Below are 22,697 nucleotides of genomic sequence, written 5' to 3'. Positions count from 1 at the left end.
CACTAAAGTAAATATACCATAATTGACCCTTAGTTGTCAAGGGGGTAAAACAACATGTTTTAAATAACAAAACTTAATAATAATGCACTATTTAAATATTTTTTTACTTCTACAAAGTCACTACTATTTTCAATAATTTCTAAACATTCTTCTAAAAAATAATCCATACTAAATTCTTCTAAAAATTTATTATCTAGTTCTGATGATAAAGAACTAATAAATGAATCATCATATACTTCACCATATTTAGATTTTATTTTAAAGAGTATATCCAAAACTGAATAATATACTGATTCATGATAGATATTTACACTATTAATTCTACCTAAAAACTTTGAAACTATTTCATACTTCATTTAAATACCTCCTTAAGTATATTATTGATCAAAATAAGAATAAATGCAATAGAAAAAAGTTGTTAAAACAACCTTATTCATTAGATATTATTTCTCTTAAACTTTCTTCTAACCTTGATACTATTCCTGTTACTAGGGCATTACCCATAACAAAGTATCTTGATTTTGAATTCATTGTATTTGTCCAATCTATAGGAAACATTTGTAATAGTTCTGCTTCATTTTCTGAAATAAACCTATACTTTGAAATTTTTTCATCATAAATTACATGAGTTGACCTATTAACACTAGACTCACTAGTTAGCATAGTTCTACCTGGTAAATCCATATTTTCAGGAAAAGACATATTACCTTCAGTATAAAAGTATTTAGTGCCATCTGGTCTTGTTCTTTCTTTTTTTTTAGCACCTTTTAATTCTTTAAATTTATCTATCTGTTTTTCATTTAGAATGTATAAATCTCCTTTTGTTTGGGCTTTATTAACAATTTCTTTCAAAGAATATATTTTTTCTTCTATAGCTTTAACATCACATTCTATTATTTTTCCATCTATCATTATCCCAAAATTTAAAAATTTACCCTCAGAATAATTATTAGAAACCTCCAAAATATTATCATATTTATTTAAGTCTTTTGTTTTCTTTTTATTTTCATCTACTATACATGGAAAATTTATAGAAAATATGCTTTTTTCAATTATTTTATCTTCATCTTTTAAAATATTTTTAGCATATTTAGTGTTTTTACTAAATGCAAAAATAAAAACTCTTTTTCTCTTTTGAGGCATAGAATATTCTGCTGCATTAATAATTCTCCATGTCACATAATATCCTAATTCATCTAGAGTTTTTAACATTATTGCAAAATCTCTTCCTCTTAATTTTGAAGGTGAATTCAATAATCTATCAACATTTTCTAATAAAATAAATGGTGGTTGTTTTTCTTTTAAAACATCAACTATATCCCAAAACAAAACTCCTTTTTTCCCTTCTATTCCCTTTTCATTATGCAAAGTTCTAGCAACTGAATAGTCCTGGCATGGAAAACCCCCAACTAATAGAGAATGATTTGGTATATGAACTTTATCAACTTTATTTATATCTTCATTACTACAACTTCCATCACCAAATCTAGCTACGTAACATTCATATGCTACTTGAGATTTTTTTGAAGGTTCCCACTGATTAGCCCACACAAAATCCCAATCACCATCTTCAACTGCTTTTCCATTTTTATCCATTTTTTTTATTTTATTCAATCCAACTCTGAAACCTCCAACTCCTGCAAAAAGTTCTACAACCTTTAATTCCACATTTTTCCTTTCTTTATAGCAAATCTTTTATTTGCTTCAAAATATATTTATTATTTATCCAAAAACTTTGTTTAACCATTCTATCCCCATTAGGTAATATATCACTATCTTTAATATTTCCATTACCATATTTTATACCTTTTATTAAATAAAATGATTTTTGTGCATGAGGTCTTATATGAATAATACCTTCTTTATTCTTTTTAGGTAGATTACTTTTTATAACTAAACCATTAGAATATTGTTTAAATTCAAAATCAATTCCTTGTATTAATACTTTTCTAATTTCTTCATATTCATCATTAATAATAGAATAATCTGAAAAAGGCATATTCCATAATTTAGAACCTTTTAATACATATTGATTATTTACTTTTTTAAATACAACAAAATAAAATTTAGTTTCATTAAAATAATCAAATAACTTAGAATTTTCAAAATTATTTTCTATAACTTCATTAAAAGTTAAATTAGGTAAAGAACTACTTTCTTTAATTGTCCCATTTTCCTCTATTCTTACTGCTTTAACAACAATGTTTGATTTTTCAAATTCTTCAGCTCTATTTGATTTTACACCTAACATTTTATACACAAGATATATCCAAAAACTTTTATTTTTATCATAATTAAAATTCAATATTCCTGAAATTTCTCTATCTGTTTTACCAACATATTTAGAAATTTTTTCATAAAGTATTTCTTCAAAACTTTTTTCAGAGTCACCCATTATATTTTCTGACAAGCTTTCTCCAATTATATATTCATTTAATACAAATTTCATGTATGATTGTTTTAAAGAAAAAGCTCTTTTCTTTGCTTTTACTTGTTTGTTATAGTATTGAGGAACTAAACTACTCTTTGCTGTAGCACCTTTTGTACATGCACCTAAATACATGGTATCTGATTCAGAAAGTTCATGCGCTTTCCCATCTTTTATTTTATCAATTATTATTTTATAATCTGAAATTATTATTTTTAAATCCTTCTCAGGAAATTTAAACAAATTAACATAATCGATTTTATAGTCTAAATTCATTTTTATTGATTTATCTCTAAAATAGAAAATCAATAGAATTAAACTACATTTTTCCCATAAATGGGATTTAAAAATATCCGATTCTACTTCTTTATCATAGGGTATCATACTTAATACTAATCTTTCTCCAGCAGTGAAACCTTTTGTATTTTTTTCATAAGGCGTTACTTTCAATTCTAAACCTGCTTCTTTAAAGTCAGCTTCACTATTACTATTAGCTTTATATCCAAAGAATTTTTCTTCTATTAAATTTCCTAGTCCACCTTTTCTACTTTTACTTCCATATTCTTGAATTTCTTCAGATATTTGAGTTTCCGTATCAAATATTTCTTTTTCTATATTATATTTCAATATTTCCCTAAAAGTATGTCCTATCAATTTTTTAGTATATCTTTCTATATCTTTTGAATCAAATCTATTATATGACATTTTTCCCTCCAAAGATTATACTATTTTTATTATACCTTTCAAAATAAATATTTGTCAACTTTCAAAATGGAATATTTGTAAAAAATAATAATATTCTTGCCATAAATAGCTATTTATGGTATATTTATTTATAAACAAAAAGGAGATTACAAATGAAAGAATTAAAAGGTCTTAACGGATTACGGGCTGTTGCAGTTATTCTAGTTATTATTTATCATTTTTCCCCAAATATCCTTCCTGGTGGATTTTTGGGAGTTGATTTATTTTTTGTATTATCTGGATACTTGATTACATCTATATTGATAGAAAAAAATAATTTAAATATTATAGAATTTTATTACAAACGTTTTAAAAGGTTATTTCCAGTTTCATTTACTATGCTAATTATTTTAATAGTCATATTAGGATTAACAAATACAGAATGGTTACTTAAAGAAAGAAGTAATATATTACATAGTTTCATATACAATTCTAATTTACATTCTGTACTAAGTAAATCAAGCTATTTTGATAATTTTACTATTGCATCTCCAGTTAAACATTTATGGTCTCTTGCAATAGAAATGAAGTTCTATATATTCTTCCCTTTAATATTTTTAACTAAATTTGGAAGAAAATATATTAGAGAAATATTAATAACACTTTGTGTAATTTCTTTATTAACATTAAATGTATTATACATAGTGGATAGTAAAAATTTATCAATAATATATTATTTACTAATAACAAGAATTTATGCTTTATGTATAGGTGGTATATTTGCAACATTTATTTCTCTTTCTAAATTATCTAGAATGAATATACCTCTATTATCAAAAGTACTTGGATTTATTCTTTTAGGTTTATCAATATTTACAATGACTTTTATTGATGAACAATCAGTTTTTCTATATAAATACTTAGGTGTTTTAGGATATTCAATAATATTTGGATTTATTATACTATTTTTATCAAGATCAAAAATTCTTGGTTTATTTAATTATATAGGTAAATTATCATATAGTGTATATATATGGCATTATGTAATCTTTGTACTTACAACACCATATGAAGAATATTTAGAACCTAACTTTAATAATGCAATGTTAAGAATTGCAATAACATTTTTAATATCAATTTTATCTTTCCACTTTATAGAAGAACCTATAAGAAAGAATGGATTTAAGAAATATTTTGAAAATAGTGCTGTATCTATGGCAGCCTTATTACTATTTGTATTCTCATCTATATCACTTTCTGGTATGGATCTAGAATTATGGAGCTATAGATTAATAGATGAAAAAGAAGTTGGACTTCAATCTCTTGATTTAAATGTAGATAAAATTAATGTTGAAATAGAAAAGCCTAAAGTTGAGGAAGAAGTAGCAGTTGAAACAAAACAAAAAATAAATAGAGTTCTTATGTTAGGTGACTCTCTAGGAATAAATATTGCATATGCTTGGGCAAAAGTATTGCCTATACTTGAAGTTGATGCACAAACAGGAAGATTCTTCTTTGATGCTATCGAACTTGCTAATAAGTATAAAAAATACAATAGTCCTGATTCAAATGTAGTAATAATGCTTGGAACTAATGGGCCTATAACTTTAGAACAACTTGAATCTATTAGAAATAAGTTTAGTAAAGCAAACCTTTTCTTTATTAATATCAATGTTCCAAGAAAATGGAACAATGGAGTAAATAGTGTACTAAAAGAAGCTAAGAATAAATATGATGATATTACTATTATAGATTGGAATTCTTTATCTAAAGGTCATCCTGAATACTTTAGAAAAGATAAAGTACATGTTAATGAAGTTGGAGCAGAAGTTCTAATTAAAGAAATAATGAAGGTTATGGATTCAGAATACAACATTCCAGAAAATGCAAAACCTAAATTACATATAGAACACGAATTAAGAAGTAATAAGAAAAAATAACTCGGATTTTTCCGAGTTATTTTTCTTCTATAAGTATTTCAAAATTTCCAAAATAATTATTATTTACCTTATTCTTATCTATACTATATCTTATAGGGTAAATAATAAATGTGTCATTTTCAAATTTTTCTTTTTCTATCAATTCTAATATATTTACATCCCTACCTTTAATATTTACTATATATTCTTTTTGGTCATTTACATCATCTTGAATATACTTTAAAGGCCCCATATCCTTTTTAACATTTCCAGGTCCATAATAGTAGGTTTCATAAAGATTATTGTCAATTAATTTTTCTTCTTCTACAGCATATTTATTTAACTCATCAAATTCAATATCCCTATATTTTAAATAGTAGTAATATGAATTTAAACTATATTTATCTTTTTCATTTATATTTTCTAAAGCATACAGCCTTTTAAAATTGTTTATCATTCTTCTTTCAGTCAAATCAAATGCATTTATATATGGAAAAAAGAAAACCATAGCTATAAACAAAGCAAATGCCTTAGAGTAATTGACTGTTTCTATGTCATTAATTAATTGTAATAATAAAACACATAATAGGAATATACCAAATGTTAGTATAAAGTATCTATTCTCTGTAACATCATAAATACTAATTTGTTTTATTGAAATATATATCATATATATTACTAAAGGTATAGTTAATATAGATACATATTTTTTCTTTATTACTGTATTAAGACCTGCCATTAAATATCCAAGCCATAATATTAAATGCATGATTAAACTTTGTTCCTTTGAAAATAGTCCCATATATAATATTACTAAAAATGCTATTACAAAAGCTGAAAAAATATTATTTAATATTTTCGATTCTATTTTTTTTCTAGTTGAAAAAAATAAACTAAAAATTACAGTAAATATTACTATCCAAATAGATATAACTATATCCATCTTTATATTTATATTAAACAATTCATTTATTACAAATACCAAAATGGCATATAGTAAAGTTGAAAATACACCTAATCCTAAATGAATGATAAAATTTACAAAAATATTATTAAAATTCAAACCCTCTCTAAGCAATTTAGCAAAAAATATAAATAGCATAACACCAATAATTCCTACTATCATTTTTTGGTTTCTTACATTAAATTTATTTACTCCTATTATCAAATATGATATTAAAGAATAAAAAGATGATACAGCAAATACTTTTAAGTGTATATACTTTTGATTCTCAAATATTGTATATCCAAGTCCTGTAGCTATTAATCCAATAAATATAAAAGACAATAGGGTACTCTCTTCATTAAATGTATTTATGTAAATTATTAAAGCTAATGACCACATTGCTGTTACAGGATAGTTTATTAATCCTTTTAACTTATTTAATATCTTATTCATATAACTCCTTTTTTTATTAATATTATACCATTTTTTTCTTTATTTTAAACTAGAAGAAACTTTCAGTTTCCTGAAAGTTTCTATATATTTATCTATTATTCTTTTCCTACAACTATGTAAGGTTGCAATTGTAATGGTTTTTTAGCAATACTTCTATCATGCCACATGTAGAACCATCTTTCAAGAGGATATACATAGTATCCATCTTGCATATGATCACTTGTATCATAAGGATCTGCAAATATTAATGTGTCATCTCCTATTCCTGGAGTCCCATTATTATCATATCCTATTATAGCTTGCCAGTGACCATTCCAGTCTACCCATTCAACCATTATAGGTCTATTTTCTTTTAAATGTCCTGTTAACCATTTTACGAAATATGAATCTTTTGCATCTTCTACCCATTTATCTGTATTAGGGTCATTTTCACTTGCATAAAGACTTACATTATGGAATTTTCTCTTAATATTCCCAAAATCAGCTTCTGGTACTAGATCTTTATTTGAATAAAGATCTTCTGTCTTAGGATCACTTATATAGTTAGTTTCATAAACCTTTACACCTTTAACTGCACTAAAAAATTCAAACATTTGTTCTACGTCTGTCCCAAATTCTCCGAAATTATCTGCACTTCCTGGTTTAGCATTAGGTGTATCTAAATCTGTTGAAGACTTCATAGACTCAGCTATAGCCATTTCTGTAAATTCATTCTTAATACCCATGTTTTCTAAAACCATTAAAGCAGTAACATTACCACAAGACCACTCTGTAGTTTGTTGCATTGTTTTAAACTTCTCTATGATAACTAATGTATCATCATTTTTTAAGTTGAAATAATCTGGATTTTTATAGAATCTTGATTCTTTGTTATCTCCAGCTCTTCCATAACTATCTGCACCAGTATTTTCATCATTGTCTACACCAATTATATATCTTTCTTCTGCATTAGTGTTGTTTTGTGCATAATTTGTAACAGCAAATACTGATGTTAATAATCCCAAACATAATAATGTTTTAAAAATTTTTTTGTTCAATTCTGTTGTACCTCCTATTATTATAAATTGAATTAATAATACTATATTTTACTATACATGTCAATATATTTTTATTGTATTTTTTAGCAAAATTTTACATATTTAAATTTTTTTTCTACTACCTGGTTTTACTAAAGGTAATTTACCTTCTTCACATATTGGACAGCTATGATTTTCATAACTTTTTACCTCTAATTTTATAGCTGAATATAGAGGGTAATCCAGTTTAATATTATCTCCTGTTCTATCAACTATTGATGCTATACCTACCACTTCAGCTCCTAACTCCTCTAAGACCTTTATAGTTTCAAGTGATGATTTACCTGTTGTAACTACATCTTCAACTATTAATATTTTTTCTCCAGGATTAACAAAAAATCCTCTTCTTAATGTCATTAAATCATTTTCTCTTTCTGTAAACATACATCTTGCTTTAATAACTCTACCAAGTTCATAACTTATTACTATACCACCCATAGCAGGACCTACTACTGCATCTACTTTTACATTATCCTTATCTAATTTTTCTTTAATTATTTCACATATTTTTTCAGCTCTATCTGGATACATAGTAACTTTTGCACATTGAACATATCTGTCACTATGTCTACCTGAAGATAATAAAAAATGTCCTTCAAGTAAAGCTTCACTTTCTTTTAATAATTCTAATACAACTTTTTCACTCATTATTATACACCTCTAATATCTTCTAACATTTTTATTACAGCTTCTCTTGTATATTCCCTAAACTTCTCTTCACCATCTTCATACTTAGTATAGTTAGTGATAATACCTCTTGAAGAATTAACTACACCACCATTAAAGTCATTTAAATATTTTCTTACATTTTCTGCCTTCCCACCTTGTGCTCCATAACCTGGTAATAGGAAGAATGAATTATTAAATCTTTCTCTAATTTTTATAGCTTCTTCACTATGAGTAGACCCTACCACTAATCCTAAAGGACTATATCCACATTTACCTATATATTTTTCTCCTATTTCTTTTAATCTATCTCCTAGATTATAGAAAAGTTCTTCACCATCTGTAATTAAGCATTCTACATCCTTTGCACCAGGATTAGATGTTCTAAGTAGTACAAATATACCTTTATTTCCTTTTTCTAAATAAGGTAAATATGCTTCAATGGTATCAAGACCCATATATGGATTTATAGTAATGAAATCTGCTTCAAACTCACCTTCAAAATGGGCTCTAGCATATTCTTTTGCTGTTGCAGCTATATCTCCTCTTTTAATATCACCTATAGATATTAAATCAAGTTCTTTTAAATATTTCATAGTTTTAATATACGCTTTTAAACCTTCTATACCATTTGCTTCATAATATGCAATTTGTAGCTTGTATACTCCACAAATGTCTTTAGTTGCATCTATAATCTCTTTATTGAAGTTAAAAAGTATATCTTCTACACTTTCATATTTTTCTTTAATATATTTAGGTACATAATCTAAATGTGAATCAAGTCCTAAACATACAAATCCTTTTTCTTTTACAACATCGTATAACTTATCTATTATCATAAATTATCTTCTCCATATTTTATTATTCCATCTTTAAATGTTGCTTTTATTTCACCATAAAATTCTTTTTGATCAAATGGTGTATTTTTACTTTTTGATACTAATTTTTCTGCTTCAATTTTAACTTTTTTATCTAAATCAACTACTACTAAATCAGCATTGTATCCTTCTTTTATTAAACCTTTGTTTACTCCTAAAGTTTCTGCTCCAAATTTAGACATTAAACTTGAAAGTCTCTTAATATCAAGTCCATTTTCTTTAACTAATACTGTATAACTTATACAAAATGCACTCTCTAAACCAACCATACCTGGAGCTCCTTTTGCCTTGTCTTCAGGTGAATGTGGAGCATGATCTGTTGCTATAGTATCAACTACACCATCTTTTATAGCCTTAATTAATCTATCAACATCAACTTTTTTTCTAATAGGTGGATGCACTTTATACTCTAAGTCATAAAGTGAAATATGATGTGGTGCTACTTCACATGTAATTGGATAACCTTCTTTTTTAGCTCTTTCTATAGCTTCTATAGATCCTACTGTACTTACATGGCAAAAATGTAATCTAGTATTAAGTGCTTTTGCAATTTCTATATCTCTTATAGTTTCTAAGTCTTCACCTAATCTATAATCAATTTTAGAAATATTGGCATCTTCAGCGTGTATTAATATTAATTTATTATGTTCCTTTGCTTTTTTTAATGCTTCATATAGGACATAACTAGTAGTAATCCCCTTACCGTCATCTGAAAGAGTAGGTGTATCAAATTTAGAATAATCTACTAAATTTACACCATCAAAATTTTCTGTTACTGAAACTACTTGAAATAAGTCTATTAAATCTAGTTCTCTTCCTCTTTTCATAATATCTTCATAAACTTCTGGTGTAGATACTATAGGATTAGTATTAGCCATCATATTAACCGTAGTATATCCTCCACGAAGTGCTGCAAGTGAACCAGTATAAAGATCTTCTTTATATGTAAATCCAGGATCTCTAAAATGTGCATGCATTTCAACAAAAGCTGGCATTACAGTATATTCACTTAAATCTATTACTTTAACATTTTCTAAATTAATTTCTTTTTCAACTTTTTTGATTTTACCATTTTCTATTAAAATATCTAATTTTTCATCAGTATTTGCATCTACTACTCTAGCATTTTTTAATAAAAGCATTATTTACCTCCAACTGTTTGAAAATGATCACAATAATGACACTTATATGTTCCTTCTTTTTCATCTACTAATGTAAATTCATTTTTAATATTCTCATGCATAGTAATGCAACGAGGATTTTTACATTTTATATATTCTTCAACTTTTTCTGGTAATTTTATTTTTATTTTTTCTTTTATATTTTCATTTTCTATAATATTTACAGTTACATTAGGATCTATTAATCCTAAAATAGAAAAGTCTATATCTATATTATTTTCTATTTTTATCATATCTTTTTTACCATTTTTCTTAGACTCAGCATTCATAATTAAAGCAACTCTAAATTTAGCTTTATCAAGTTCTAATAATTTAAATATTTCATAACCTAATCCAGTTTTTATATGGTCTATTACTATACCTTTACTTATACTATTTATATTTAACATTATCTTACCTCCAATAATCTTAATATTAGTGCCATTCTAACTATCATACCAAATCTTACTTGTTCAAAATATTTAGCTCTAGGATCTTTATCTACTTCTACAGCTATTTCATTTACCCTTGGAAGTGGATGAAGTATAATTAAGTCTTCTTTTGCATTTTCTAACTTTTTGTTATCTAAAATATATGTATCTTTAAGTCTCATATAATCTGCTTCATTAAAGAATCTTTCTCTTTGAACACGAGTCATGTAAAGTATGTCTAATTTATCCATAATATCTTCTAAATTTCTTACTTCTACAAACTCTATATTTCTCTTCTTTAAATCCATTTTTATATATTCAGGGATTTCAAGTTCTACAGGAGAAATGAATATAAACTTATTATTAGGGAATTTTGATATAGTCTTTACAAGTGAATGTACAGTTCTACCAAATTTTAAGTCACCACATAAACCTATAGTAAGATTTTCTAAAGTATGTTTAGTTTCTTTAATAGTTAATAAATCTGTAAGTGTTTGTGTAGGATGTTGATGTCCTCCATCACCTGCATTAATAAATGGAACTGATGAATTCTGTCTTGCAACTTCAGCTGAACCTTCTAAAGGATGTCTCATAGCTATAATATCTGCATATGCAGCAACAGTTCTTATAGTATCAGCTAAGCTTTCACCCTTCATAACACTAGAACCCTTAGGTTCAGGTATATTAATATATGAACCTCCAAGTCTTACCATAGCAGCTTCAAAAGAAAGTCTAGTTCTTGTTGAAGGCTCAAAAAAAAGAGAACCTAAAACTTTTCCATTACATAAATTAGAAAAATTATTCGGTTCTCTATAAATATCACTTGCTAAATTTAATAAATCAACTAATTCAGGAACTGTAAAATCATCTCCTGTAACCAGCGATCTAAATTTTTTCTCTTTTAAAAATTTTTCAGTCATATTAATTCCTCCTAAAATTTTTATTCCTTAACATTTTTATTATTATACAATAAAGATAAGGAGTTTTCAAGAGGAAATTTTATTTTATTAATCCACCATGAAAAAAACTTTCATATATTTCTTCATTATTATACATTATTATTTCTTTTCCTTGAAACCAATTAATATCACCATTAACTTCACATATATATTCATATTCATCTTTTTTAAATGAACCTGGACCCCTATATGGCATTTCTAAACTTGTATTTTTTAAAGCTTCTTTTAGAAAATCAATTTTAAAATTATCTCCTGTTACACGGCCTATATAGTTCATTGCCCAAAAAGGTATTTCATTTACATATACTATTTCTTCACCTATAAAGTTTGATCCTCCAAAATATGTATCATGATATATTTTATTATCTTGAATATATTCATAATCATTAGATTTAAATCTTGTAGGAGTGGTTTTTACACCACTTCCAGCATATGTAACTTTTTTTGCTTCAACTAAAAATTTTATTAATTTATCATTCATAGTTACTCCTCCTATTTTATACTACCTAAAACTTCAATGTAGCACTTAACCCATTTCTTATGTAGAATCCGTGTATATCTTTTCCATTAAATATTAATGGTGCACTAAAATGATATCCTAAAGATAAATTCTTTATAGGATTAAAACTAACATCTAATGACATCAATATTTCTGTGATTGACTTATCCCAATTTGTAGTTCCACCACTTACTTTTTTCTTCATAAATGAGTTTTCAACATCATTTATGGCATATTTTGAAATTTTAGATAAATCTACACTATCTCCTGGTCTAAGCTTATTAAAATATGCACTAGAAGAAATAGGAGCATTTCTAGCTTTTTTAAGATTATTATTCTTATCTCAGTTAAAACTTTAAAATTTGTGTTAAAATGTTTTCAAAGTAAAGTCCTAATAACATTATATATTTTCAAAAACTCCCTTTATAAGGGATTTTTTTTACTATAAATTAGTCATCAAATCTAGGAAATACGAATGATTGTTCTTTTACACTATTTTCTTCAGTATGATTTTCACTTTCTCTAATAACTTCAACAGTTGATGCAACTGATTCTATCTTATTATCAAATCCTGTAGCAACTATAGTTACTCTAGTATCTGTAGTAGACTCATCTGTCATTACACCTAACATTACATCTAAATCTGGATTTTCAGAATATGCTGTAACTTCATCAACAATTTTGTGGAAGTCTTCAAATGGAGCTTCTGGTGAAATTGTAATATTTAATAATAATTTCTTAGCACCTTTAATATTTCTATCTAATAATGGGCTTTCTATAGCTTCTCTAACTGCAACTGATGCTTCTTTTCCTTGTTCAGCTATACCTAATCCAACTACAGCTTCCCCAGCATCTTTCATAACATATTTAACGTCAGCGAAATCTATATTTATTAACCCTTCTTTAGTAATTACTTCAGCTATACCTTTAACAGATCTAAATAATACTTCATTTGGAGCTAAGAACATACTTCTAACTTTATTAGTAGAAGTTTTATATGTTAATAACTTGTCATTAGGTATTACTATTAAAGTATCAACATGTTTTTTAAGTTCATTAATACCATTTTCAGCATTAGTTCTTCTTCTTGGTCCTTCAAACTTAAATGGAGTCGTAACAACAGCTATAGTTAATATATTTAATTCTCTTGCAATTTCTGCAACTATAGGAGATGCACCTGTTCCAGTTCCTCCACCCATACCAGCAGTAATGAATATCATATCTTGACCTTGAATAATTTTTTTAATTTCATTTCTCATTTCATCAGCAGCTGCTCTTGCTACAGATGGATCTCCACCTGCACCTAAAGTACCTATAGAAAATTTAATATCTGCTGCTTTTTTTTCTAAATCTTGAAAATCTGTATTTATAGCAATATATTGAACACCTTCAATATTATATTCTTTCATGTAGTCAACGGCATTTCCTCCACCGCCTCCAACACCTATTATACTTATTTTTGCACCTTGTACATTTGCATTTACTGCCTGGTGTTGCATGTTGTTCATATATACTTGTTGTTGTTGATAACCGTTATAGTTATTATTGAAATTACCTTCCATATCATTCCTCCATTTTTTATTTTACTGCAATATCTTTAAACCTTAAATCTATATATTCTAAGTGATTTTCTTTAATTTCTTCTATATATATATTATATGCAATTTCATACTTTTTAGAATCTATTTCTTTATATGTATAAACATCAGTCCCATCAAGTAATGTAAGTACATACATATCTTTTTCTTGATATATTTCAGAAATTATATTATATATTTTAGTATTTAATACATTTGATAGCAATTCTTTTATATCTTCTACATTTTCTTCTTTTAAATCTATTATAGGCAAGTTATCTTCCTTTACCTCTTTATAGTAAGCAAAAATGTTTAAGTTTTTATCAATATAGTAATATTTGTTGTTTTTTGAAATAATACCTATAGGTATTCTTTCTTCTATATTAACATTAATAGTATCTGGAAATTTTCTTGAAATATTTACACTTTCAATTCTTACATCTTCTTCTAATCTATTTCTCATTTCAGATAAATCAAGTGAAAATATTTTTTCTCCTTTTAATTTATCAAATTTACTAGAAATATCTTCCTTGACTAAAGAAATATTTCCTTCAACATTTACTTTTTTTACTAAAAAGAAATCACTTTCAATAAATAAGAAAATAACATACACAAAAGATATTAATAATAGTAATTTTATAATATGTGCTTTCATTTTACCTCTTTCATATTATTGCATAATTGTATAGTTATTCAATTTATTATACAACATTATTGTATGATTTGTCTACCTATATTATTTACCTACGCAAAATTTAGCGAAAATATGATCAAGTATATCCTCAGATGTAATTTCACCTGTTATTTCAGATAAAGAATCTAAACCTTCTTTTAAATCTACTGAAATAAGGTCAAGAGGCATACCCATATCTATAGTTTCAAATATATTTTTTATTGAATCTTTAGTTTTTTCTAAAGCTGTTTTATGTCTAATATTTGTAAGTATAAGTTTCTCTGAACTATCATCTATTTCATTATCTGTAATGAATTCATAAATTTCATTTTCCATCTTATCCATATTAATATTATTTTGAGCCGAAATCTCAACTATATTTTTTAAATCATATTTAGAAATATCTAATTTTTTCTCTAAATCTATCTTATTAAGTAAAACTATATATTGCTTTTCTAAAGAAATTATTTTTTCTATTACTTTAACATCTTCTTCTTCAAGTTCTCTAGAATTATCAAGTACTAATAATACTAAATCTGCAATTTCAATAAATTCTAAACTTTTCTTAACCCCTATATTTTCAACTATGTCATCAGTTTCTCTTATACCTGCTGTATCTACTAAAACTAAAGGTATGCCTTTAATATTAATTATTTCTTCTATAACATCTCTTGTAGTTCCTGGAACAGATGTAACTATAGCTCTTTCTTCCTGTAATAAGGTATTAAGCAGTGTTGATTTTCCAACATTAGGTTTACCTACTATTACTGTTTTTATCCCTTCCTTTATTTTCTTACCTTTATCATATGAAGAAATTAATATATCCGCTTTTCTATATACCTCTTCTAACTTCTTTCTTAATTCTAAAGGAAGTGGATCATCTATACCTTCTTCAGGATAATCCATAACTACATTAACATGTGCTGTAATATCTAAAAAAGCTTCTTTAAATTCTTTAATTTGATCTCTTAAACTACCTTTTAATTGATCTAATGATAATGATACAGATTTTTCAGTTTTCCCATGAATAATATCTATTACAGCTTCTGCTTGTGATAAATCTATTCTACCATTCATAAATGCCCTTTTAGTAAATTCACCTATTTCTGCCATTCTTGCACCTTTTTTAAGTACAACTTCTAATATTTTTTTTGTAGTATAATATCCACCATGGCAATTTATTTCTACTATATCTTCAGTAGTGTATGAACGTGGTCCTTTCATTCTACTAACCAATACCTCATCTATAGCTTTTCCATCATCATATATATATCCATAGTTTAATTTATAGTTTCCTAGGTCTTTATTCTTACTAAATGGAACAAATATTTCATCTAATATTTTAAAAGCTTCATCTCCTGATATTCTTACTATACCTATACCTGATTCACCTCTTGCAGTAGATATAGCTGCTATTGTATCAAAAAACATTTTCCCTCCTAACATATTAAAAGCCCTGATAACAGGGCTTATACTATTTTTTATTTTTTAATTTAATTATTAAGCATCTTTTTGGTTCTACACCAACACTGATAGTCTCTAATCCTGGTATTTTACTAATTTCTTCATGTATTATCTTTCTTTCTCTTGAAGGCATAGGATTTAATTTAACTTTTCTCTGTGTCTTCATAACAGTTTTAGCTGTTTTTTGTGCTAACTCTCTTAAAATGCTTTCTCTTTTTTCTTTGTAGTTATTAGAATCTATAAATACTTTAATATTTTTAAATTCCTCTAATGACATTAATAAATATTCTAAAGATGATAAAGAAATTCCTTTCTCACCTATAATATATCTTATTTCTTCTCCAGTAAGTTCCACCTTATATACATTATCCTTAGAAGTAATTTCTTTAATACTAATATTTAAATTAGATACTGCTAAAAACTCCTTAATTATTACATTTAGTCTATCTTTAATCTTATCTTTTTCAACTGAATGTTTTACAGGATTTTGTTCAACTTTTTTTTCTACAGGTTTTTCTTTTTTAACATTTTGTTTTTTTACATGTTCTTTTTTTACTGGTTTTTCGTGTTTTTCTTTCTTTTCAATTTTTTCTGTTTTTTCACTCTTTTTAACTATTTTTACTAAATATTCACCTTGTTTACTAAAGAATAAAAATTTAAATGGTTTCTTTAATTCTTTAATTTCTACAGTTTCATCATCAGCTAAAGTAATTAAATCTCTTATTTTCTCTCTTAATTCTTCTTCACTACTTGAACGTAATACTTGTCCTAACATTACATATCTCTCCTATTCATTACATAGAATTGTTGTAATACTGATAATAAAGTATTTACAAAGTAATATAGATTAAGTCCTGATGGCATTTTATAGAATATGAATAACATCATAATAGGCATAACATACATCATTGTTTGCATACTACTTGCCATAGGATCATCACTATTTGTATTTTGAGTCTTAGCTTGCATTAATTTTTGTTGAATAAAAGTAAGTCCTGTAGTTAAAAGTGGTAATAAATTAACTGAAAATCCACCTATAGTAAATAGTGAATCAGGTTTACTTAAATTAAACCATAAAAATGTAGCATCTTGTGGTAAAGCATTAGTTATAAATGCTTGATATAGGGCGATGAATACCGGTAATTGTATTAATATAGGTAAACATCCTCCTGCTGGGTTTACTTGCTCTTTTTGATAAAGTTCCATAGTCTTTTGATTTAACATTTGTTTATCATCTTTATACTTTTCTTTTAAAGCATCTATCTTAGGCTGAATTTCTCTCATTCTTTTCATAGATTTTTCTTGCTTTAATGTTAAAGGCATAAGTATTAACCTTACTAAAAACGTAGTAATTATTATTGCTATACCGTAGTTACCAACAACACTATATATTAATGATAATAATTTTACGGCAGCATTAACTAACCATTGTGGTGCTAAAAAAATTCCTAATGTCATAATATTCCTTTCTATACTAACGGATCATTTCCACCGGGATGAAAAGGATGGCATTTTAATATTCTTTTTATAGCTAAATATGAACCTTTTAAAGCTCCATATTTAATGATAGCTTGCTTAGAATACTCAGAACAAGTTGGATAAAATCTACAAACTCTAGGTGTGTGTTTAGAAATGTTTTTTTGGTAAAAATTAATTAGGCCTATTAATATTCTTTTCATTTTTATTCTTCCTTAATATTCTTTTTAAATCAAAATCTATGTCTTGATATTTTATTTCTTTCATTTTATCTTTGAATATGCTTTTTGCAACAAGAACATATTCTTTATCATCTCTAAATAGTTCTATATTTAATCTAGCCGCTTCTCTAAGCAATCTTTTAGCTCTAGATCTATAAACGGAATTTCCAGTTTTTTTACTGGCTACAAAACCCAATTTTTGTTTTTTAGCATTACATTCAAAAATTAGGACAAATTTGCCAGATAGCTTTTTACCTTTATTATACACCCTATTAAATTCTTTATTTTTTCTCAACTTTTCCATACTTTACTCCATGCTTTTAAAAAAAACCGGTGTAATCAATTGTCACCGGTTATGCTGATAATTTTGCTCTTCCTTTTGCTCTTCTTCTCTTAAGAACGTTTCTTCCACTCTTAGTTTTCATTCTTAATCTGAATCCGTGATCCATTTTTCTTTTTCTTTTATTTGGTTGATATGTTCTTTTCATTATATTATTTTCCTTTCTTTTATTTCAATCAATGTGATACATTCCTTATTTTATACTAAATAAGGAAAGTTGTCAAGTTTTTTTCTTTACAAAAATCTACTTTATTTTATTTAATAAGTCTATAGTTTCTTTATATGAAATACTTTGATTAATTAATTTTTTAATTTCATCTAGTCCCTCTATTTTTTCAAGATAATACATAATATATTTTCTAATATCAGGATAATATATTTCATCATTATCTTTTGCATATTCACTTACATGTCTTATAGCCATATTTACTCTATCTAAGTCATTTACTACAGTTTTTATTTCTCCAAATTCAAGTAATTCTCTTATTTGACTTATTAACCAAGGATTTCCAAGTATACCTCTTGCAAGCATTATACCATCTACTTTAGAATATTTTATTTTTTCTACAGCATCTCTTGCATCAAATATATCTCCATTACCTATAACTTTAATATTTACATTATCTTTTACTTCTTTAATATAGTTCCAATCTGCACTACCTGTATATTTTTGTTCCCTTGTTCTTCCATGTATCGTTATATGTGAACATCTTAATTTTTCTGCAATTTTAGCTATTTCTAAATAGTTTTCAGGCTTATCATAACCAACTCTTATCTTTAAAGAAAGATTAGTTGTTGGTTTAAGAACTTCTTTTAATGCAATTAATATTTCCTCTATTTTTTTAGGATCTTTTATTAAAGCAGAACCATGACCAGAATTAACAATTTTCTTCATAGGACATCCACAATTTAAATTTATCTCACTAACTCCCATAGATTCAACATATTTAGCTGCTTTTTGCATTAGTTCTATATCCTTACCAAAAAGCTGTACTCCGTTATTTTCTCTTAACCTTAAGATTTTAGATACTTCAGTATATGTTAATTGATTAACACTAACCATTTCAGTGAAAGTAAGGTCTGGTTTAAATTCCTCTACTATTTTTCTGAATGTATAATCTGTTACACCAGCCATAGGAGCTGTATATATTTTTACTCCCATCATTACTCCACTATTATTATCTCTGTTTCAAGCATTATACCTGTTTTTTCATTTACTACTTCTTTTACATGTTTAAGTATTTCTTGTATATCACTAAATTTAGCATTACCTAAATTAGTAATGAAGTTAGGATGTACAGGCGAAACTTGTGCATCTCCTACTTTAAATTCTTTTAAACCACAGTCTGATATTAATTGTGCAGCAAAAGTCCCCTTAGGATTTTTAAATGTTGAACCTAAATTAGGATAATTTAAAGGATGCTTAGTTTTTCTTTGGTTGTACTTGTCTTGGCTGGCTTCCTTATCAAAACCATAAGTTAATTTAAGTAAAGTAGAAACTACTACCCATTTATTATCTTTTATTTCTGTCCCTCTATATCTAAAGTCCATATTTTCTTTTTTAAGTATTTTTATTCCTTCTTTTGGATCAAAAACTTCAACTTCTTCTATTACATCAAATATTTCAGTACCATATGCACCAGCGTTCATATTAGTAATCCCACCAAAACTACCCGGTATACCTGACATATTCTCTATACCAGATAAATTATTTTCTTCCATAAATTTAATGAAGTCATTAAAATCAACACCTGAGTAAGCTCTAACTAAGGCGTATTCATCTTCTTTCTTTTCTATTACTATATCTTTCATCTCTTTTAATGTAACAAAAGATATATCTAAATATCCATCTGATATTAAAGTGTTAGTACCATTACCTATTAGGTATATTCTATCTCTAGTATCATATATTTCTTTTAATTCATTTTTATCATGTATAAATATTAATTCTTTTGCTGTTCCCCCAACCTTCATATTAGAGTATTCTTTTATACTTACATCTCTTAATATTCTCATTTATTTTACCATTTCTACAAATTTATGTCCGTATGCTGAAACACTACCTGCACCCATAAATATGTATACCTTTCCTTTTTTATCTTCTTCTAATAATATATTTGTTAACTCATCTTTTTCATATACTTTAGAATGTTCTCCTACTAATTTAGCTAAATCTTCTGAACTTACATCATATATATTTTCTTCACTTGCTGAATATATAGGTAAAAGATAGACTTTATCTGCAAGAGATAAACTTTCTGCAAATTCATTTAAAAAGAATTTAGTTCTTGAATATCTATGAGGTTCAAATATTACTACTATTTCTTTCTTTTCATTCATTTTAGCAGCATTAATAGTTGCCTTTATTTCTGTTGGATGATGAGCATAATCATCAATAACCTTAAATTCTTTTTCAAATATTACTTGGTATCTTCTATTAGCTCCTTTAAAACCTTCTATTCTATCCTTAACCTTATCCATATCTAATTTTTCTTCATGCGCTATATATATTACTGCTAATGCATTTGATACATTATGCACACCTGGAATTGATAATTTAAATGTACCTAATTCTTCTCCATTTTTAACTACATCAAAATATGTTTTACCATCTATACTATGAATGTTTTTTGCATATATTCTAACCTTATCCTTATTTTCTTCATAAACTGAATAAAATACTATTTTATCATTTTCATAACTTCTAATTTCTTCACAATCATAACAAGCTAGAACCATTTTTCTTGTTTGGTCTATGAACTTACCAAATGATCTCTTAATATTTTCTAAACTACCATGAAATTCAAGGTGATCTGCCTCTATATTAGTTATTATAGAATAAAATGGATGCATATACAAGAAGGAATTATCGCTTTCATCTGCTTCTGCTATAAAATATTCTGAATTACCTACCCTAGAATTAGAGCCTATTTCTGGTACTATACCTCCTACTGCAACATATGGATCATTATCTAAAAAGGCTACTGTTGCAAGTGATGAAGTTGTTGTTTTACCGTGAGTTCCAGCTACTGCAATCCCTAACGGTAATTTATCCATAATTTCTGCAAGTAATTCACCCCTTCTTACCATTTTTATATTTTTTTCTACCATATACATATATTCAGGATTATTTTCTTTAATTGCTGTTGAATATACATATAGATCTATATCCTTACCTTCAACATTTCCTCTTTTTTGTTCAACATATACTTTTATCCCATTATCTTCTAATTTCTTACTTATTTCCTTATATGCAATATCTGAACCAGATACTTCATATCCTAATTCTTTAAGTATTAGTGCAAGTCCACTCATACCTATTCCATTAATTCCACTAAAAAATGCTTTTTTCATAATCATTTGGTATGATATATATTCTCATACCTTCCTTTCTATTTTGTTGTAAAAATTAATATTAATAAACTCTAACCATTTAGATATATACTATCATTATTTTATTAATTTGATAATCATAAACGTTACTTTGTTTTAAAAATTTATTATTCCACTACATACCTATATTTCTCTTTTTTTAAAATATATTACCTACATCCAATTCCTAATCCGAATTTGAAATATTTTTAACAAAATCTTTAGCTTGATTTAAAGCTTTTCATACAATTTCTTTCAAACTAGAAATAAATAATTTCTTTTCATTTATATCTGTGATTTTTCCCCAATTCCTATTTTTAATGTCTTTTATAGCTACCGTATATATATCTTATAAACTTGTGTTACACCAACAAAAGTTGTAACTCCTTTAGACTATATACATCATCTCATATTTTTTTATATTGTATCACAATATACATATATAATACCACAACTTACATATTTATTAACTTCATCTAATCCACCTATAATTGACAGTGTTAATACTACTGCTTAACTTGATTTAAAATTTGCTTCTTTAAACACATATTTCACTAAAGTTTTCAAATAAATAATCACTGTTATTAATCCAGCAGGAACATTTTATTTTATCATTGAGCAAACTTTTTTAGAAAATTCTTTTATTAAATTATCGCTAACAACCTTAGCATCTCTAGGAATATCTAAAAGATTATCTTTTTCTAAGTTAGTTAACTCTTCTAGTAATAAATCTACATTTTCTTTTGTTATCTTATCAAATACATTTAAATCTTTCAATTACATCTCTCTTACAAGTTATTTTATAGCTTATTTACTCATTGATATACCTGTATTAATTTCACCATTTTTTTATAAGCTGTATCCATTAATATAACAATTTATAAATATAATCTTAAACAAAATACCCTAGCTCTATACTTTTTTTCAATCTATTAATATCAGGATGATATTCATATATCCAATCTAACCACTCTTCTTTTGTTATTGTATTTAAATTAAATTTTTTCATAAATTCATATGGTTCTGGATATTCTTTAGCTGGAGTTATATCTATCAATTCTTTTGGGGCTATCTCATGATCTATACCCAAATCTATTCCATGATACATTGCTATCTTAGCATACATTATTACAAATATATGCAAATAAAAGTCAAATGCAGTACTCATATCATTCAACATTTTTTTAGCTACCTTCTTTTCAAGCATTTTATCTATACATTCTCTCATTTTTATTTCATCTCTTAATGCTAATGATTTTAAATATTCAAATTCTATATACTTATACTTATGATACGATGATTTCGACGGATTATTTAAATATATATCTGCTCTTCTTATGACATCTTCCCAACTTCCTTTTAATGCTAGTAGTATAGTTTTTGATAAAAAAAAGTTTGATTCTGATTTAATATATTCATCTTTTTTTCTTTCATATCCTACTAAATCAATATTTTTTATATAAAAATTTAATATT

Annotated in this window: 26 protein-coding genes and 1 pseudogene; 2 read left to right on the top strand and 25 right to left on the bottom strand. The window is 26.1% G+C overall.

Translation table 11 applies throughout. The features are described from left to right. Positions 1–59: 59 nt before the first annotated feature. The 3 genes from AYC60_RS06360 to AYC60_RS06350 all read right to left on the bottom strand — a co-directional run bounded on the left by AYC60_RS06360 (position 60) and on the right by AYC60_RS06350 (position 3,133). Positions 60–356: a hypothetical protein gene (locus tag AYC60_RS06360; RefSeq protein ID WP_067322604.1), complete on the bottom strand. Its 297-nt coding sequence runs from the start codon at positions 354–356 to the stop codon at positions 60–62. A gap of 73 nt (positions 357–429) precedes the next feature. Next, positions 430–1,668 (bottom strand): DNA (cytosine-5-)-methyltransferase, encoded by a 1,239-nt coding sequence (dcm, locus tag AYC60_RS06355; RefSeq protein ID WP_067322602.1) that lies wholly within the window; start codon positions 1,666–1,668, stop codon positions 430–432. 13 nt (positions 1,669–1,681) lie between these two features. Continuing rightward, entirely contained in the window at positions 1,682–3,133 is a 1,452-nt protein-coding gene (locus AYC60_RS06350) for a Sau3AI family type II restriction endonuclease (RefSeq protein WP_067322599.1), read from the bottom strand. 152 nt (positions 3,134–3,285) lie between these two features. Here AYC60_RS06350 and AYC60_RS06345 point away from each other — a divergent pair, with 152 nt between their 5' ends. Then, positions 3,286–5,052, top strand: a complete 1,767-nt coding sequence (locus AYC60_RS06345; RefSeq protein ID WP_067322597.1) for an acyltransferase family protein — start codon at positions 3,286–3,288, stop codon at positions 5,050–5,052. 16 nt (positions 5,053–5,068) lie between these two features. Here the strand turns inward: AYC60_RS06345 and AYC60_RS06340 are convergent, their stop codons facing one another. The 9 genes from AYC60_RS06340 to AYC60_RS06300 all read right to left on the bottom strand — a co-directional run bounded on the left by AYC60_RS06340 (position 5,069) and on the right by AYC60_RS06300 (position 12,304). Beyond that, a complete protein-coding gene (locus AYC60_RS06340; protein WP_067322595.1) occupies positions 5,069–6,430 on the bottom strand; it encodes a DUF4153 domain-containing protein in 1,362 nt (453 codons plus the stop codon). Positions 6,431–6,525: 95 nt separating this feature from the next. Further along, on the bottom strand, positions 6,526–7,467 hold the full coding sequence (locus tag AYC60_RS06335) for a papain-like cysteine protease family protein (protein WP_067322592.1): 942 nt from the start codon (positions 7,465–7,467) through the stop codon (positions 6,526–6,528). A 102-nt stretch (positions 7,468–7,569) separates the two neighbouring features. Next, a complete protein-coding gene (gene pyrE, locus AYC60_RS06330; RefSeq protein WP_067322589.1) occupies positions 7,570–8,154 on the bottom strand; it encodes an orotate phosphoribosyltransferase in 585 nt (194 codons plus the stop codon). A gap of 2 nt (positions 8,155–8,156) precedes the next feature. After that, a complete protein-coding gene (gene pyrF / locus AYC60_RS06325) occupies positions 8,157–9,011 on the bottom strand; it encodes an orotidine-5'-phosphate decarboxylase (protein ID WP_067322586.1) in 855 nt (284 codons plus the stop codon). After that, positions 9,008–10,192 carry a dihydroorotase gene (locus AYC60_RS06320; protein WP_197416996.1) on the bottom strand — a complete coding sequence of 395 codons (1,185 nt, stop codon included), beginning with the start codon at positions 10,190–10,192 and terminating at the stop codon, positions 9,008–9,010. The genes pyrF and AYC60_RS06320 overlap by 4 nt, the downstream gene beginning before the upstream one ends. Further along, the gene (locus AYC60_RS06315; RefSeq protein ID WP_067322580.1) at positions 10,192–10,620 is read right to left on the bottom strand and encodes an aspartate carbamoyltransferase regulatory subunit; all 429 of its coding nucleotides are present in this window, start codon (positions 10,618–10,620) and stop codon (positions 10,192–10,194) included. The genes AYC60_RS06320 and AYC60_RS06315 overlap by 1 nt, the downstream gene beginning before the upstream one ends. Beyond that, a complete protein-coding gene (pyrB, locus tag AYC60_RS06310; RefSeq protein ID WP_067322577.1) occupies positions 10,620–11,561 on the bottom strand; it encodes an aspartate carbamoyltransferase in 942 nt (313 codons plus the stop codon). Before pyrB ends, AYC60_RS06315 begins: the two co-directional genes overlap by 1 nt. 79 nt (positions 11,562–11,640) lie before the next feature. Then, positions 11,641–12,081 carry a DUF5680 domain-containing protein gene (locus AYC60_RS06305; protein WP_067322575.1) on the bottom strand — a complete coding sequence of 147 codons (441 nt, stop codon included), beginning with the start codon at positions 12,079–12,081 and terminating at the stop codon, positions 11,641–11,643. A 25-nt stretch (positions 12,082–12,106) separates the two neighbouring features. Further along, positions 12,107–12,304: a hypothetical protein gene (locus tag AYC60_RS06300; protein WP_067322572.1), complete on the bottom strand. Its 198-nt coding sequence runs from the start codon at positions 12,302–12,304 to the stop codon at positions 12,107–12,109. Positions 12,305–12,326: 22 nt separating this feature from the next. Between AYC60_RS06300 and AYC60_RS09465 the strand changes: the two genes are divergently transcribed. Continuing rightward, entirely contained in the window at positions 12,327–12,458 is a 132-nt protein-coding gene (locus tag AYC60_RS09465) for a hypothetical protein (RefSeq protein WP_269146653.1), read from the top strand. A gap of 90 nt (positions 12,459–12,548) precedes the next feature. Here AYC60_RS09465 and ftsZ read toward each other — a convergent pair whose 3' ends face one another. From ftsZ to AYC60_RS06240, 13 genes and pseudogenes are all read right to left on the bottom strand, one after another. Then, the gene (ftsZ, locus tag AYC60_RS06295) at positions 12,549–13,661 is read right to left on the bottom strand and encodes a cell division protein FtsZ (RefSeq protein ID WP_067322569.1); all 1,113 of its coding nucleotides are present in this window, start codon (positions 13,659–13,661) and stop codon (positions 12,549–12,551) included. A 16-nt stretch (positions 13,662–13,677) separates the two neighbouring features. Then, positions 13,678–14,331 (bottom strand): cell division protein FtsQ/DivIB, encoded by a 654-nt coding sequence (locus tag AYC60_RS06290; RefSeq protein WP_067322566.1) that lies wholly within the window; start codon positions 14,329–14,331, stop codon positions 13,678–13,680. An 81-nt stretch (positions 14,332–14,412) separates the two neighbouring features. Next, positions 14,413–15,780 (bottom strand): tRNA uridine-5-carboxymethylaminomethyl(34) synthesis GTPase MnmE, encoded by a 1,368-nt coding sequence (gene mnmE / locus AYC60_RS06285; RefSeq protein WP_067322563.1) that lies wholly within the window; start codon positions 15,778–15,780, stop codon positions 14,413–14,415. 43 nt (positions 15,781–15,823) lie between these two features. Beyond that, a complete protein-coding gene (locus AYC60_RS06280) occupies positions 15,824–16,588 on the bottom strand; it encodes a Jag family protein (protein ID WP_067322561.1) in 765 nt (254 codons plus the stop codon). Beyond that, on the bottom strand, positions 16,588–17,271 hold the full coding sequence (locus AYC60_RS06275; protein ID WP_067322558.1) for a YidC/Oxa1 family membrane protein insertase: 684 nt from the start codon (positions 17,269–17,271) through the stop codon (positions 16,588–16,590). Before AYC60_RS06275 ends, AYC60_RS06280 begins: the two co-directional genes overlap by 1 nt. Before the next feature lie 11 nt (positions 17,272–17,282). Then, a complete protein-coding gene (gene yidD, locus AYC60_RS06270; RefSeq protein ID WP_067322555.1) occupies positions 17,283–17,492 on the bottom strand; it encodes a membrane protein insertion efficiency factor YidD in 210 nt (69 codons plus the stop codon). Next, positions 17,464–17,814, bottom strand: coding sequence for a ribonuclease P protein component (gene rnpA, locus AYC60_RS06265; RefSeq protein ID WP_067322553.1), 351 nt, complete (start codon positions 17,812–17,814; stop codon positions 17,464–17,466). Before rnpA ends, yidD begins: the two co-directional genes overlap by 29 nt. A gap of 49 nt (positions 17,815–17,863) precedes the next feature. Next, entirely contained in the window at positions 17,864–17,998 is a 135-nt protein-coding gene (gene rpmH, locus AYC60_RS06260; protein WP_012858146.1) for a 50S ribosomal protein L34, read from the bottom strand. Positions 17,999–18,094: 96 nt separating this feature from the next. Further along, on the bottom strand, positions 18,095–19,012 hold the full coding sequence (locus tag AYC60_RS06255; RefSeq protein ID WP_067322550.1) for a tRNA dihydrouridine synthase: 918 nt from the start codon (positions 19,010–19,012) through the stop codon (positions 18,095–18,097). Positions 19,013–19,014: 2 nt separating this feature from the next. After that, positions 19,015–19,866: a UDP-N-acetylmuramate dehydrogenase gene (gene murB, locus AYC60_RS06250; RefSeq protein ID WP_067322548.1), complete on the bottom strand. Its 852-nt coding sequence runs from the start codon at positions 19,864–19,866 to the stop codon at positions 19,015–19,017. Further along, entirely contained in the window at positions 19,867–21,204 is a 1,338-nt protein-coding gene (murC, locus tag AYC60_RS06245; protein ID WP_082762588.1) for a UDP-N-acetylmuramate--L-alanine ligase, read from the bottom strand. Positions 21,205–21,825: 621 nt separating this feature from the next. Further along, positions 21,826–21,999 (bottom strand): hypothetical protein, encoded by a 174-nt coding sequence (locus AYC60_RS08680; RefSeq protein ID WP_156447691.1) that lies wholly within the window; start codon positions 21,997–21,999, stop codon positions 21,826–21,828. 115 nt (positions 22,000–22,114) lie between these two features. Then, positions 22,115–22,697: pseudogene (locus tag AYC60_RS06240) on the bottom strand (Imm49 family immunity protein); the annotation flags it as partial.

This window comes from Streptobacillus felis (assembly GCF_001559775.1).
GTDB lineage: Bacteria > Fusobacteriota > Fusobacteriia > Fusobacteriales > Leptotrichiaceae > Streptobacillus > Streptobacillus felis.
Note: the sequence above shows the minus strand (reverse complement) of the source record. Positions and strands in the feature narration are given on the sequence as shown.

Excerpts from the sequence above, each read along its gene's own strand:
- AYC60_RS06360 (WP_067322604.1), bottom strand. The coding sequence starts at position 356 with ATGAAGTATGAAATAGTTTCAAAGTTTTTAGGTAGAATTAATAGTGTA.
- AYC60_RS06350 (WP_067322599.1), bottom strand. The coding sequence starts at position 3,133 with ATGTCATATAATAGATTTGATTCAAAAGATATAGAAAGATATACTAAA.
- AYC60_RS06345 (WP_067322597.1), top strand. The coding sequence starts at position 3,286 with ATGAAAGAATTAAAAGGTCTTAACGGATTACGGGCTGTTGCAGTTATT.
- AYC60_RS06340 (WP_067322595.1), bottom strand. The coding sequence starts at position 6,430 with ATGAATAAGATATTAAATAAGTTAAAAGGATTAATAAACTATCCTGTA.
- pyrE (WP_067322589.1), bottom strand. The coding sequence starts at position 8,154 with ATGAGTGAAAAAGTTGTATTAGAATTATTAAAAGAAAGTGAAGCTTTA.
- pyrF (WP_067322586.1), bottom strand. The coding sequence starts at position 9,011 with ATGATAATAGATAAGTTATACGATGTTGTAAAAGAAAAAGGATTTGTA.
- AYC60_RS06320 (WP_197416996.1), bottom strand. The coding sequence starts at position 10,192 with ATGCTTTTATTAAAAAATGCTAGAGTAGTAGATGCAAATACTGATGAA.
- AYC60_RS06315 (WP_067322580.1), bottom strand. The coding sequence starts at position 10,620 with ATGTTAAATATAAATAGTATAAGTAAAGGTATAGTAATAGACCATATA.
- pyrB (WP_067322577.1), bottom strand. The coding sequence starts at position 11,561 with ATGACTGAAAAATTTTTAAAAGAGAAAAAATTTAGATCGCTGGTTACA.
- AYC60_RS06305 (WP_067322575.1), bottom strand. The coding sequence starts at position 12,081 with ATGAATGATAAATTAATAAAATTTTTAGTTGAAGCAAAAAAAGTTACA.
- AYC60_RS06300 (WP_067322572.1), bottom strand. The coding sequence starts at position 12,304 with ATGAAGAAAAAAGTAAGTGGTGGAACTACAAATTGGGATAAGTCAATC.
- AYC60_RS09465 (WP_269146653.1), top strand. The coding sequence starts at position 12,327 with ATGGCATATTTTGAAATTTTAGATAAATCTACACTATCTCCTGGTCTA.
- ftsZ (WP_067322569.1), bottom strand. The coding sequence starts at position 13,661 with ATGGAAGGTAATTTCAATAATAACTATAACGGTTATCAACAACAACAA.
- AYC60_RS06290 (WP_067322566.1), bottom strand. The coding sequence starts at position 14,331 with ATGAAAGCACATATTATAAAATTACTATTATTAATATCTTTTGTGTAT.
- mnmE (WP_067322563.1), bottom strand. The coding sequence starts at position 15,780 with ATGTTTTTTGATACAATAGCAGCTATATCTACTGCAAGAGGTGAATCA.
- AYC60_RS06280 (WP_067322561.1), bottom strand. The coding sequence starts at position 16,588 with ATGTTAGGACAAGTATTACGTTCAAGTAGTGAAGAAGAATTAAGAGAG.
- AYC60_RS06275 (WP_067322558.1), bottom strand. The coding sequence starts at position 17,271 with ATGACATTAGGAATTTTTTTAGCACCACAATGGTTAGTTAATGCTGCC.
- yidD (WP_067322555.1), bottom strand. The coding sequence starts at position 17,492 with ATGAAAAGAATATTAATAGGCCTAATTAATTTTTACCAAAAAAACATT.
- rnpA (WP_067322553.1), bottom strand. The coding sequence starts at position 17,814 with ATGGAAAAGTTGAGAAAAAATAAAGAATTTAATAGGGTGTATAATAAA.
- rpmH (WP_012858146.1), bottom strand. The coding sequence starts at position 17,998 with ATGAAAAGAACATATCAACCAAATAAAAGAAAAAGAAAAATGGATCAC.
- AYC60_RS06255 (WP_067322550.1), bottom strand. The coding sequence starts at position 19,012 with ATGGGAGTAAAAATATATACAGCTCCTATGGCTGGTGTAACAGATTAT.
- murB (WP_067322548.1), bottom strand. The coding sequence starts at position 19,866 with ATGAGAATATTAAGAGATGTAAGTATAAAAGAATACTCTAATATGAAG.
- murC (WP_082762588.1), bottom strand. The coding sequence starts at position 21,204 with ATGAAAAAAGCATTTTTTAGTGGAATTAATGGAATAGGTATGAGTGGA.